10 protein-coding genes are annotated in these 12,425 nt (G+C 74.4%); 4 read left to right on the forward strand and 6 right to left on the reverse strand.

Annotated elements, in window-relative coordinates:
* Positions 1-12 precede the first annotated feature (12 nt).
* The 3 genes from ACFUVW_RS03330 (at position 13) to ACFUVW_RS03340 (ending at position 3,124) form a co-directional block, all read left to right on the forward strand.
* Complete coding sequence (locus tag ACFUVW_RS03330; protein ID WP_430569928.1) at positions 13-753, forward strand: GntR family transcriptional regulator; 741 nt, start codon at positions 13-15, stop codon at positions 751-753.
* Positions 754-866: 113 nt separating this feature from the next.
* The gene (locus tag ACFUVW_RS03335) at positions 867-2,204 is read left to right on the forward strand and encodes an MFS transporter (RefSeq protein ID WP_430569929.1); all 1,338 of its coding nucleotides are present in this window, start codon (positions 867-869) and stop codon (positions 2,202-2,204) included.
* A complete protein-coding gene (locus ACFUVW_RS03340; protein ID WP_430569930.1) occupies positions 2,201-3,124 on the forward strand; it encodes an ornithine cyclodeaminase family protein in 924 nt (307 codons plus the stop codon). Before ACFUVW_RS03335 ends, ACFUVW_RS03340 begins: the two co-directional genes overlap by 4 nt.
* A 24-nt stretch (positions 3,125-3,148) precedes the next feature.
* Here the strand turns inward: ACFUVW_RS03340 and ACFUVW_RS03345 are convergent, their stop codons facing one another.
* Positions 3,149-3,946 (reverse strand): alpha/beta hydrolase fold domain-containing protein, encoded by a 798-nt coding sequence (locus ACFUVW_RS03345; protein ID WP_430569931.1) that lies wholly within the window; start codon positions 3,944-3,946, stop codon positions 3,149-3,151.
* Positions 3,947-3,996: 50 nt separating this feature from the next.
* A complete protein-coding gene (locus ACFUVW_RS03350; RefSeq protein WP_430569932.1) occupies positions 3,997-7,383 on the reverse strand; it encodes a DUF5979 domain-containing protein in 3,387 nt (1,128 codons plus the stop codon).
* Positions 7,384-7,566: 183 nt separating this feature from the next.
* Between ACFUVW_RS03350 and ACFUVW_RS03355 the strand changes: the two genes are divergently transcribed.
* Positions 7,567-8,526, forward strand: a complete 960-nt coding sequence (locus ACFUVW_RS03355; protein ID WP_430569933.1) for a GGDEF domain-containing protein — start codon at positions 7,567-7,569, stop codon at positions 8,524-8,526.
* A gap of 21 nt (positions 8,527-8,547) precedes the next feature.
* Here ACFUVW_RS03355 and ACFUVW_RS03360 read toward each other — a convergent pair whose 3' ends face one another.
* Genes ACFUVW_RS03360 through ACFUVW_RS03375 form a run of 4 tightly spaced genes read right to left on the reverse strand, consistent with a single transcriptional unit; the run spans position 8,548 to position 12,175 of the window.
* Positions 8,548-9,561, reverse strand: a complete 1,014-nt coding sequence (locus ACFUVW_RS03360; RefSeq protein ID WP_430569934.1) for a glycine betaine ABC transporter substrate-binding protein — start codon at positions 9,559-9,561, stop codon at positions 8,548-8,550.
* Position 9,562: 1 nt separating this feature from the next.
* Complete coding sequence (locus ACFUVW_RS03365) at positions 9,563-10,336, reverse strand: ABC transporter permease (RefSeq protein ID WP_430569935.1); 774 nt, start codon at positions 10,334-10,336, stop codon at positions 9,563-9,565.
* Positions 10,333-11,541 carry an ABC transporter ATP-binding protein gene (locus ACFUVW_RS03370; protein WP_430569936.1) on the reverse strand — a complete coding sequence of 403 codons (1,209 nt, stop codon included), beginning with the start codon at positions 11,539-11,541 and terminating at the stop codon, positions 10,333-10,335. The genes ACFUVW_RS03365 and ACFUVW_RS03370 overlap by 4 nt, the downstream gene beginning before the upstream one ends.
* Positions 11,534-12,175 (reverse strand): ABC transporter permease, encoded by a 642-nt coding sequence (locus ACFUVW_RS03375; protein ID WP_430569937.1) that lies wholly within the window; start codon positions 12,173-12,175, stop codon positions 11,534-11,536. Before ACFUVW_RS03375 ends, ACFUVW_RS03370 begins: the two co-directional genes overlap by 8 nt.
* Positions 12,176-12,425: the final 250 nt, after the last annotated feature.

Raw genomic sequence — 12,425 nt, forward strand, 5'->3', positions numbered from 1 at the left:
AGGAGACAGCAGATGAGCGCCGGTGCGGGCGGCCGCGGCAGGCCGTCGATCCTGGGGTCGATGGACGTCCCCGACAGCATCCGGTCGCGCGTGCTGGTGACGTTGCGGGAGGCCATGGTGGCCGGCGAGCTCGAGCCGGGCGCCATCTACTCGGCCCCGGCCCTCGCCCAGCGGCTGGGCGTCTCGGCCACCCCGGTGCGCGAGGCGATGATGGAGCTGACCCGCGAGGGGCTGGTCGAGACGCTGCGGCACCGGGGGTACCGCGTCGTGGAGCTCGGCGACGTCGCGCTCGAGGAGATCCTGCAGATCCGCGAGCTCATCGAGGCGCCGACCGTGGCGCGCGTCGCGACCCTGGCGACGGCCGACCAGGTGCGGGCGCTGCGGCCGCTCGCGGACCGCATCGACGCGACGGCGGCCGCCGGCGAGCTGCAGGAGTTCGTCGCGGCGGACACGGCGTTCCACACCGAGGTGCTGGCCCTCGCCGGGAACGAGCGTCTGGTCCAGGAGGTCCGCCGCCTGCGCGGGATGTCGCGGCTGCTCGGGCTCCAGAGCCTGCACGAGGAGGGCCGTCTCGTGGCCACGATCCGCGAGCACCACGAGCTGCTCGACCTCCTGGAGGCCGGCGACGCGGCCGGCGCGGAGGCATGGATGCGCCGGCACCTGCAGCACGTGCGCGACGTCTGGTCGGGGCAGGGCTCCGGCGCTGCGGGGGCCTCGGTGGCCCGTGCCGCCGGCGCCGCGGACGCCGGCTGACCGGGATAGGTGCTGCTCACGACGCAGAAGGCCCTTGCGCCGGCGCCAGGTGCAATTGTACGTTGCACGCCATTCGAGGCCCGTGACGTGGCGGGCCGGACGGGAGCAGGCGCGTGACTTCGCAGCAGTCCACGGTCGGGAAGCCGGCCACCAACCTCCGGGTGCTGGTCGGCAGCCTCTCCGGCAGCGCGATCGAGTGGTTCGACTTCTTCCTCTACGCCACCGCGGCGGCCCTCATCTTCGACGAGCAGTTCTTCCCGACGGACGACCCGGCGATCTCGCTGATGCTGTCGTACCTGTCGCTGTCGCTGACGTTCTTCATCCGCCCGTTCGGCGGGATCGTCTTCTCGCACATCGGCGACAGGATCGGGCGCAAGAAGACGCTGGTCATCACGCTCTCCCTCATGGGCGGCGCGACCATCGCGATCGGCCTGCTGCCCACGTACGCGCAGGTCGGCGTCCTCGCCCCCGTGCTGCTCATCCTCTGCCGCATCATCCAGGGGCTCGCCATCGGCGGCGAGTGGGGCGGCGCGCTGCTGCTGGCCTACGAGTACGCGCCGAAGAACCGCCGCGGATTCTTCGGCTCCGTGCCGCAGACGGGCGTGACCGTCGGCATGCTGCTCTCGACGATCGCGTTCGCCCTGGTCAGCGCGCTGCCGTCCGGGGCGTTCCAGTCCTGGGGCTGGCGCCTGCCGTTCATCGCGTCGGTGGTGCTCGTGTTCGTGGGCCTGTGGATCCGCAAGGGCCTCGCCGAGACCCCCGCCTTCCGGGAGGCCAAGGCGAGCGGCAACGTGGCCAAGCTGCCGATCAAGGACACGCTGCGCGACCACTGGCGCTCCGTGCTCGTCGCCGTCGGCGCCAAGGTGGTCGAGACCGGCCCCTTCTACATCTTCGCCACGTTCGTCGTGAGCTACGCGACCGGCACCCTCGGCATGGAGCAGTCCGTGGTGCTCAACGCGGTGAGCGCCGCCGCGTTCGTCAGCACGCTCGCGATCCTGGCGATGGGCCGGCTCTCCGACAGGCTGGGCCGCCCCGCCGTCTTCCTCGGCGGCACGGTGCTCATCGCGCTCTTCGCGGCGCCGTTCTTCCTGCTGCTCGACCTCCGCGTCGACTGGGCCGTGTACGCCGCCGTCGTCCTCGGGCTGGGCATCGTGTGGCCGCCCGTCACGGCGACCCTCGGCACGCTGATGTCCGAGACCTTCACCACCCGGGTCCGCTACACCGGTGTCACGCTCGGCTACCAGATCGGCGCCGCGCTGGCCGGCGGTACCGCGCCGCTCCTCGCGACCTGGCTGCTCTCGCGGTTCGACGGCGCGTGGTGGCCGATCGCCGTCTACATGGTGGGGCTCGCGGCCGTCGCCCTCGTCGCCGTCTCCCTGTCCGGCCGGGTCGTGCGGCTCGAGCGCGCCCGGATCGAGGCGCGCGAGGCGCGCGAGGGGGTCGCCGCGTGACCGGGCTGCCGTTCGTCACCGCCGAGGAGGTCCGTCGCCGGGTCCGGCCCGCCGACGCCCGGCGGCTGGTCGAGGGGGCGCTGCGCGACGGGTTCGACCCGGCCGACGACCCGGCGCGGTCGTCGGTGGCCGCCGGCGCCGGGCACCTGCTGCTCATGCCGTCGGTGCTGGGCGACTGGGCCGGGGTCAAGATCGCGTCCGTGGCCCCGGGCAACCCCGCGCGGGGGCTGCCCCGCATCCAGGCGACCTACCTGCTGCTCGACGCGGCCACGCTCACCCCGCGGCTGCAGATCGACGGGTCGGCGCTCACCGAGCTGCGCACGCCCGCGACCTCGGCCGTCGCGGCGGACCACCTCGCCGCGCCCGACGCGCGGCGCCTGGTCGTCGTCGGCACCGGGCCGCAGGCCGTCGAGCACGCGGTCGCGATGGCGGCGGTGCGCGAGCTCGACGACGTCGCGCTCGTGGGCCGCGACCCCGGGCGCCTCGCGGCCGCCGTCGAGGCGCTGGTCGCGCGCGGCCTCCCGGCCCGGGCGGGGACCACGGGCGACGTCGCCGGCGCCGACCTCGTGGTGTGCGCGACGTCGGCCGGAGAGCCGCTGTTCGACGGTGCCCTGGTCCGCGACGGCGCGTGCGTCGTGGCGATCGGCTCGCACGAGCCCGACCGTCGCGAGCTCGACGCCGGTCTCATGGGCCGGGCGCTCGTGGTGGTCGAGGACCGCGCGACCGCGATGCGCGAGTGCGGCGACGTCGTCCTCGCCGCCCGCGAGGGCGCGCTGCGGCCCGACGATCTGGTCCCCCTGGCCGACGCCGTGCGGGGGCGGGTCCGGGCCACGGACCGGCCGAACGTCTTCAAGGGCTCCGGCATGTCCTGGCAGGACCTCGCCGTCGCGGTGGGCGTCGCGGAGGCGGCCGGGCTCTGATCGAAGGCTCGTGAGCGGGCGGGCTCAGCCGAGGTCGAAGAACGTCGCGGCCTCGGCGAGCACCTCGCCGGCCCGCTCGGTGCCGACGAACCCGTGCTCGGCGCCGGACAGCTCGACCAGCCGGCAGGGCACGCCGTCGCGGCGGCAGGCGTCGGCCAGCTCGCGGGCCTCGGGGCGCAGCGAGTCCAGCTCGCCCACGACGACGAGCGCCGGGGGGAGCCCGCGCGCGGACCGGTGCAGGCGCGGCGCGTCGGCGGGCTCGACGCCGGTCCACGCGCGCATCGCGTACGCCGACAGCTCGCGGCCGGGGCCGCCCGGCAGCGCGTCGTCGTAGGTCTCGAGCGAGAGGTCGAGGTTCGGGTTGGTGAGCAGCAGGCCCGCCAGCGGGCGGGCGCTGCGCGACGCGGCGAGGACCGCGACGGCGCCGCCCGCGGAGTCGCCGTCGAGGTAGAGGCGGTCGAACCCCTCGCCCGCGAGCAGGTCGACGGCGGCCAGGGCGTCGGCGACCGCGTCGTCGAGCGTCGCCTCCGGCGCCAGCCGGTAGTCGACGGAGAGCACCACGACGCCCAGCGCCTCGGCCGCCCGCCGGCACCAGCCGTCCTGCAGCTCGAGGTCACCGAACAGGCCGTACCCGCCGTGCAGGAACACGGCCGCGGCGCCGGGCCGGCGGCGGTCGGGCGTGTAGCGGCGCAGCGCCACGCCGTCGTGCGCGAGGTCGGCCACCGCACCGGCGAACGGGTGCCGCGGCCGGGCGGCGGCGCGCTCGTGCGCGCCGCGCCGCAGCGCCGCGACGTCGGGCCCGCCATGCTGCTCGAGAGTCACGGGACGATCCTCACCCGGCGGCGCCCGTCCGGCCAGGGCGCCCGGGCCCGTCAGGCGCGGAGCGTCCGGGCCACCAGGCGCACCGCGATGCCCAGGAGCAGCAGCCCGAGGGCCAGCAGCGGCAGGGTGCCGCCGCCGAACCCCGTCTCCGGGAGCTGTCTGCCGGGATTCTGCGGCTGCTCCGGCGTCGCCGGGCGGGCCGTGTTCGTGAGCGTGACGGCGTTGAGGCGCTGGTCGTCTGCGTGGATCACGACCCAGCCGTCCTCGTCGGGCTCGAGCACCTGTCCGTCGATCGTCCACCGCGGCGTGTCCCACGTGGCGTCGTCCACGGCGGGCGGGTCGGCCTCGCGGATCTCGATGGTCGTACCCAGCGGCACGTCGTCGGCGACGAACGGGTCGCCGAGCACGAGGTCGCCCTGCTGGACCGGGCCGTCGTCCACGCGGTACTCGACCGGGAAGGGGGTGCCGTCGGGCAGGTCCGTGCCCTCGACCAGCTTCTCCATCCGCAGGGTGGTGGCGGGGACGGCCGAGTTGGTCACGGTGCCCTCGACCGTCCCGGTGCCCTCGTCGATCGTGAGGCTGCTGCCGGGCGACCAGGTTGCGACGCCCCACGTCCAGCCAGGCGGCAGGACGTCGTCCGACGGCGCGGTCTCGGTGACGTGCACCGTGGTGCCGACCGGGAAGTCGCGGCCCGGCCCGGCCGGGGTGCCGTCGGTCGGCACCCGGAGGACGCCTTCCGCGGTGCTGCCGTCGGGAAGCGTGGCCGTCCAGGGGACGTCGAACGCCTCCGCGTCGACGTCGGCGGGGGCGGCCCCCTCGAGGGCCTTGGCCAGCCGGAAGGTCCCGTGCTCCACGTCGGCGGAGTTGGTGACGGTGACCGCGGCCGTCTCGCCGTCGCCCACCGTGACCTCGGCCGGTGTGATCGTGGGCTCGCCCCAGTCCCAGCCGGGCAGGTCGGGCAGGTCGGCCTCGTCGAACGTCACCGTGGTGCCGGCAGGGAAGTCCAGCGGCTCGCCGTCGGCGCCGGTCGGGGCGACCGGCCGTCCGTCCGGGGCGAGCGTCGTGGAGCCGCTGGTGGTGGCACCGTCCGGGTACGTCGCGGTCCAGCCCACGCTGAACCGGAGGTCCTCCGGCACGTCCTCGGCGTCCGGGCCCTCCAGCGTCTTGGCCAGCGTGAACGAGCCGGTCGGGACGTGCCCGACGTTCGTCACCTCGAGCGTGACGGTCTCCCCGCCCACGAGCTCGAGCGGGTAGAACCCGTCCTCGTCGGGGTCGGTGAGCGGCTCGCCGTACGCCAGCAGGGTCGTCTCGTCCCAGACGATGCCCTCGTCGAAGAGGGGCTCGGGTTCCCGCACCCACACGGTGGTCCCCGTCGGGATCTGCTCGCCGTCCAGCAGCGTGTCGATCGTCACCGGGTCGCCGACGGCGATCTCGCGCTGACGCGACTGGCGGTCCCCGCCGGGCGGGTCGAACGTGTACTCGACCGAGAACTGCAGGTCCGGGTCCACCGGTCCGTCGACATCGAGGACCTTCACCACGCTGAACGCGGCGTACTCAGGTTGCGCCGTGTTCGTGACGAGCATGTTCGTCACGTGCTCGGCGACCGTCTGGCCCTCCCGGTCGATCGTGATCGTCCGGCCAGGGCTCCACGAGACGCCACCCCAGGCGAGGTCGGCCGGCAGGTCGTCCCGGGCGACCTCAGCGAGGGTGACCTCCGTGCCGACGGGGAAGGTCACGGGGTCGCCGTCGTCGTCCACAGGACCGGCCGGGGCGAACCTCCCGTCGGCCCCCGCGACCAGGTCGATCGTGCCGGTGCTCCGGTTGTCGTCGGGGTCGACGGCCGTCCAGCGCATCGTGACGGTGGTGCCCTCCGGCACCGCGACCTGGTCGTCCATGCCCGTGCTGACCGTCTTGGTGACCTCGAACGTGCCCCGGGTGCGCTCCGCCGTGTTGGTGACGGTCGCACTGACGACGGCGTCGCCGTCGGCGGTGACGGTCACCGGGTTCGGGGCCACGGTCGGCGGCCCCCACTCCCAGCCGGGCACGTCGTCCGGCGTCTGCTCCTCGAACGTGATCACCGTGCCGACGGGGAACGTCAGGGTGGTGCCGTCCACCGCCGTCGGGCGCACGGGCGAGCCGTCGGCGGGCAGGGCGAGCGTCCCCGTGCCGAGCACCTCGCCGTCGGGCGACGTGGCGGTCCAGTCCACCGGGAAGGAGGTGCCCTCGGGCAGGTCGCCCGCGGCGATGCCGTCGAGCTCCTTGTCCACCTCGAAGGTGCCGCGCGGCTCGCCGCAGGGGATGGTGCTCGCGAAGAGGAACGAGTGCACCTCGCCGCCCAGCAAGGTGACGTCGCGGCCGATCACCTGGCCGTCGAGGGGCGCGCCGTCGACGGTGACGTCGGCGAACGGCGCGTAGATCGAGCCGTCGAGACGCTCTCCCGTGTGCTCGACGGTCACCTCCCCGGTCACCGCGGACAGGTCCCACAGGATGTACGGGGAGTACTGCCCCTGCGGGTCGACGCGCAGGCCGTGCACGTCGGTGGTCCCCGCGGGCACGCGGATGATCAGCGGGTTCGCCTGGCCCGGCGTGGGGCTGCCGGCCGAGAACTGGAGCAGGTCCGCGCCCGCGACGTCCTCGTACGCGACCACGTTGGGGCGGTCGGCGGCGAGCGGGCCGAGCACCTTGCGAGCCCCGTCGTCCTCCGCGACCGTCACGTGGTGGGCGTCGTGGCCCTCGGGATCGGCCAGCGCCGCGAGGCACTGCGCGCTCTCCTCGGTCGTGGCGTCCTGGTTCGCCTGCACGTACCCCGCGACGACGTCCTGCGTGGCACCCGTCCGCTCGGTGAAGATCGACGTGTTGTCACCCGTGGGAGGCTCCGCGTCGGCGGGATAGGCCTGTGCCGTCGCGTCGATGAGCGGAGGCTGGGAGCCCTCCTCCGACTCGCGGACCCAGCCCTCGCCGCGCGCCGAGGTGGCGTAGGGGCCGAGGTCGCGGTCCACGGTCTTCAGGGCGCCGACGTTGTCCGGTGTCGTCGCACCGCGGCTGGTGATGTTCACCTGGCCGACGTTGCGGGTGTCGTCCGGGTCGAACCGTCCGATGAGCAGCCGCGTCGGGTCGCCGTCCACCGTGGGGATCGTGTAGTCCGCCGTGCCCGCCGCGACGTGGATCACGGCCCACTGCGACGTCTGCGTCACGGTCAGGTCGCGGCCCGCGGCGAGCGAGCCCTCGAGCTCCTGGTTGCCGACGACGGCGTCGCGCTGGGCGTAGACGGTGAACCCGCCGGCCGACGTGAACGGGTTGACGTCGCCCTCGGCCGCGGCGGCCGGCGGCGCCGTCGCCGTCTGCGCCCCGAGGCCCACGATGCCGCCCAGCGCGAGCGCGGCGGCCAGCAGGCCGCTCGTGGTCCTGCGACCGGTCGTCGAGCCCGTCCTGCGCATGTGCCGCCCCCCGGAGACGTCGCGAGATCCCGCGTACCTCGCGACACTCTAGGGACCCGTCGCCCTGAACGCTGGGTGGTCGCGCTCTCACCCGGAGGACGCGGTTGAACGGTCGGCGAACGCTCGGCGAACATCTCCGCGGAGCGCCGCGGACGGCGCCGCCGGGTGGCCATACTTCCGCTTGTGCACGACGAGATCGCCCGCCTGGCCCGCCACGTCGCCCCCCGTCGGGCGACGCGCGTCGCGTCGGCCGGAGAGCTGGCGCAGCCGGTGCTGGTGGTGGGCTCCACGCTGCCCGTCGGGCAGCTCGAGGTGATCTTCCGGCGCCCGGAGGTCGGCTCGGTCGCGGTGCAGGACGACGCCGCGCCCACGCGGACCGGCATCGTCACCCGGGCGGGGCTGGCGGCGGCCCTCACGGGACGCCTCGGGTACGGGCGCGCGGTGCTGGAACGACGGCCCACCGGGGCCGTCGCGGACTGGTCGCCCCTCGTCGTCGAGCAGGGGACGGCGCTGGCGGACGTCGCGGCGCTCGCGATGGCGCGCACCGCGGAACGCCGCTACGACGACGTCCTGGTGAGCGGCCCCGCGGCCTGGGGCGCCGCGAGCACGGCCGACGTCATGCGCGCCGTCGTCGCCGAGCTCGCCGAGCGTTCCACGCACGACCCGCTGACGCTCCTGCCGGGGCGTTCCGCCACCTGGTACGCGCTGCGGCACCGCTGCTCGCTGGTACGCGGCGGCGCGACCCGCGTGGTGCTGGTGCTGCTCGACGTGCGGGACATGTCCCGCCTCAACGCCGAGCACGGGCAGGACGCCGGCGACGCGGTGCTCGCGGAGCTCGCGGCGCGGATCGGGGCGGCGCTGCCGGCGGGCTGCGAGGTGGGTCGCGTGGAGGGCGACGGCTTCGCCGTCCTGGCCACGCTGCCGGCGATGGACGACATCCAGGCGGCGGCGTCCGCGGACGCGCTGCGGCAGCACGTGCTCGCGCACCTCGCCGCGCCGTCCGACGGGTTCGACCCCGCGGCGTGGCCGGCGCTGCACTCGGCCGCCGCGTGGTCGGTGGCCGGCGCGGCCGACGCGGACGAGCTCGTCGCCCAGGCCGAGCGGCGGCTGCGGCGCGAGCGCCGGGCCGCGGTGCTGGTCTGAGCACCGGTCCCGGCAGGGGGCTCAGCCGCCGCGTGTCACCAGGCCCTGCGACACCAGCCAGTCCAGCGCGACGTCGCCGGGCTCCTCGCCCTCCACGTCGACGCGGGCGTTGAGCTCGATCATCGTCTCGTCGGTCAGCAGCGGGGAGATGCGGTTGAGCACGTCCGCGATCGCCGGGTTCGCCTCGAGGGTCTCCGTGCGCACGTAGGGCGCCACGTTGTACGACGGGAAGTACTTCTCGTCGTCGGCGAGCACGGTGAGGTCGAGGGCGAGGATGCGCCCGTCCGTCGTGAAGATCTCGCCGAAGTTGCAGGCGCCGTCCGCCGTGGCCTGGTAGATCGCGCCGGTGTCCATGATCCGGATGTTGTCGGCGGGCACGCCGTCCGGGTCGTCGAGCGGGATCCCGTAGTGCTCGAGCATCGGCTCGAGGCCGTCGTCGCGGCTGCGGAACTCGCTCTCGACGCAGAACGTGCGCTCCTCGACCGGCACGTCGGCGATCTGGGACAGGCTCTCGATGCCGAGCCGCTCGGTCGTCTCCGGGTTCATCGCGAAGCCGTAGGTGTTGTTCATCGGGCCGGGCGGCAGCCAGGTCAGCCCGTTCGCGAGGTCGGCGTCGTGCACCGCCTGCCACTGCTCCTGCTGGTCCGGGATGCCGGTCTCGCCCATGTAGGACACCCAGGCCGTGCCCGTGTACTCGAGCTGGACGTCGGTGTCGCCGTTGACCATCGCGCCGCGGGCCGGGTTGGAGCCCGGGATGTTGGTGGCGTCCACGACGGTGAAGCCCGCGGCCCGCAGCGCCAGCACCGCGAGCTTGCCCAGCACCAGCTGCTCGGTGAAGTTCTTGGAGCCCACGGTGACGGTGCTGCCGGCCGCCGCGTCGATCCGCTGGATCGAGCCCGGGCCCACCGGCGGCGCGTAGCCGGACGACGGCTGCAGGCCGCACGCGGCGAGCGGGGCGGCGACGGCCGCGGCGGCGAGGGCCGCCAGCAGGCGGCGGCGCGTCGGGTGTCTCGTCGGGTTCCTCAACGTCCGCACCTCACAGGCCTCGGGGACGGGCGACGTGCTCGACGACGCGGCCCAGCCAGTCCACGAGCAGGGCCAGCAGCGCCACGAGCAGCGCGCCGGAGACGAGCAGCGTGGGCAGGTACAGGTTGATCCCCGTGGTGATGAGCAGGCCGAGCCCGCCGCCGTCGATGAAGACGGCGAGCGTGGCGGTGCCGACCAGCAGCACGAGGGCGGTGCGGATGCCGGCCAGGATCACGGGGACGGCGAGCGGCAGCTCCACGCGCACCAGGACGGCGAGGGCCGACATCCCCATGCCGCGGCCCGCCTCCACCAGCCGGGGGTCGACGGCCGCGAGCCCGACCATGGTGTTGCTCAGCACGGGCAGCACCGCGTAGACCACGAGGGCGACGACGGCCGTGCTGGCGCCGAAGCCGAGCCACATCGCCAGCAGCACGATGAGGCCGATCGCCGGGGCGGCCTGGCCGACGTTCGCGACGGCCACGACCGGGCCGGCGAGGCGGCGCAGCCGGCCGCGGGTCAGGAGGATGCCCAGCGGGACGGCGACCACGACGACGATCACCGCGGCCGCGAACGTCAGGCGCAGGTGCTCGCCGATCGCGGGCAGCAGCGCGTCCCAGCCGAGCGGCCGGCTCTCGGTGCTGCTGAGGTCCGCCTGCCCGAGCCAGACGAAGTAGGCGACCAGCACCACCGCCACGAGCACCGGCTGCATCACGAGGGCGCGCCAGCCGCCGCGTGCCTGCGCGGGCGACGTCTCGACGAGCTCCTCGGTGGCCGCGGTGCTCATGACGGCGACCCCGGCGCGGCCGGCCCGTCCGTCGCGGCGGCGGGCGCCGGCCGGGCGGGCGTCATCGACGACATCAGCGTCTCGGCCGACAGGTACCCCAGGTAGGCGTCGCGGCGGCCCGTGACGACGACGGCGTTGTGGGCCGTGGTGAGGATCGTGTCGAGAGCCTCGTGCAGGGTGGCCCGGCGGGACAGCGTGGGCAGGTCGCGGTCGACGGCGCTCGCGACGGTCTCCTCGCGGGCGAGCCGGTCGACGTCCACCCACCGGCGAGGTCGGCCGGCGGCGTCGAGCACGACGACGAAGTCGTCGCCCGCCGCCCTCGCCCGCTCGACGGCCTCGGCGGCCCGGGTGCCCACCGTGGCGGTGGTGCCCTGCTCGAGCGGCACGTCGGCCAGCGTGGACAGGGTGAGGGTCTTGAGCGCCGCGCCCGTGCCGATGAAGTCGGACACGAACTCCTCCGCCGGGGCCGTGAGGATCTCCTCGGGCGTGCCGAGCTGCACGATCCGGGCCCCGACGTCGAGGATGGCGATGCGGTCGCCGAGCTTCACCGCCTCGTCGAAGTCGTGGGTCACCATGACGATCGTCTTGCCCAGCTCGTCCTGGATGCTCAGCAGCTCGTTCTGCAGCCTCTGCCGGGTGATCGGGTCGACGGCGCCGAACGGCTCGTCCATGAGCAGCACCGGCGGGTCGGCGGCCAGGGCACGGGCCACGCCGACGCGCTGCTGCTGGCCGCCGGACAACTCGCGGGGGTACCGCCCGCGGTAGTCGGCGGGGTCCAGTCCGACGAGCTCGAGCAGCTCGTCCACGCGGGCGGCGGTGCGCGCCTTGTCCCACCCGAGCATCTTGGGCACCAGGCCGACGTTCGCCGCCACGGTCATGTGCGGGAACAGCCCGCCGGCCTGGATGACGTACCCGATCCGGCGGCGGAGCCTGTCGGCGTCCTGCGTCGTGACGTCCTCGCCGTCGAGCACGATCCGGCCCGACGTCGGCTCGATGAGTCGGTTGATCATCTTGAGCGTGGTGGTCTTGCCGCAGCCCGAGGGCCCGACGAGCACGAGGATCTCCCCCGCTCGGATCTCCAGGTCGACGCCGTCGACGGCGGGACGCGGCTGCCCGGGGTACTTCTTCGTGACCCCCTGCAGCTGGATGGACGCGCCGGTGGCCCCGGTCGTGCCGGCGACGGCGGTCGTGGTCGTGTCAGGCACGGATCCCCCTGGAGGTGGTGAGGCGGCCGACGAGCACCAGCAGCAGGTCGACCAGCAGGGCGAGGACGACGACGAAGATCGTCCCGGTGAGCACCGAGTAGACGGCGTTGGCGCCGCCCAGGCGCGAGAGCCCGCTGAAGATGAAGCCGCCCAGGCCGGGGCCGAGGACGTACGCCGCCACGGCGGCGATGCCCATGACCATCTGCGTGGAGACGCGGATGCCGGTCAGCACGACCGGCCAGGCGAGCGGCAGCTCGATGCGCAGCAGCGTGGCCGTGCGGCTCATCCCGATGCCGCGGGCCGCCTCCACCGTGCCGCGGTCCACGCCCGCCAGCCCGACGACGGCGTTGCGCAGGATCGGGAGCGTCGCGTAGAAGGTCAGCGCGACCACGGACGTCGTCACGCCGAAGCCGAGCCAGGTCAGCAGGATGCCGAGCAGCGCGAACGACGGGATGGTCAGGCCGATCGCCGTCGTCGAGCCGGCCAGGGAGGTCAGGCGGGGGTTGCGGTACACCAGCACCGCGACGACGAGTGCGATCAGCGTGGCGAGCACGACGCACTGGATCACGAGGCTGGCGTGCTGATAAGAGGAGAACAGGATCTCGTCGCGGCGGGCGACGACGTAATCCCACATGCGGTGGTTCCCCCCGGTGGATGAAGGCACGACGACGTCGCCATGACCGTGTCCGGTCGGACGGTCAACCATCGTGATGACCGGGGCATGAATTCGTCAAGTCGACCCGCCGTCCGTGGGCAGCGAAGAGCCCGCGGGCTGGAGATCGAACCTCCTGCCGTGCTGGACGAGGTCACGGCACCCGCGGGCTCCGGTGGTCGCGAGGAACTCGCTACCCGCCCGACGTTCTAGCGCGCGCGACTAGCGCGCG

It is taken from the genome of Isoptericola sp. NPDC057391 (genome assembly GCF_042668085.1).
In the GTDB taxonomy this organism is placed as follows: Bacteria; Actinomycetota; Actinomycetes; order Actinomycetales; family Cellulomonadaceae; genus Isoptericola.

Excerpts from the sequence above, each read along its gene's own strand:
- ACFUVW_RS03365 (WP_430569935.1), bottom strand. The coding sequence starts at position 10,336 with ATGAGCACCGCGGCCACCGAGGAGCTCGTCGAGACGTCGCCCGCGCAG.
- ACFUVW_RS03330 (WP_430569928.1), top strand. The coding sequence starts at position 13 with ATGAGCGCCGGTGCGGGCGGCCGCGGCAGGCCGTCGATCCTGGGGTCG.
- ACFUVW_RS03350 (WP_430569932.1), bottom strand. The coding sequence starts at position 7,383 with ATGCGCAGGACGGGCTCGACGACCGGTCGCAGGACCACGAGCGGCCTG.
- ACFUVW_RS03375 (WP_430569937.1), bottom strand. The coding sequence starts at position 12,175 with ATGTGGGATTACGTCGTCGCCCGCCGCGACGAGATCCTGTTCTCCTCT.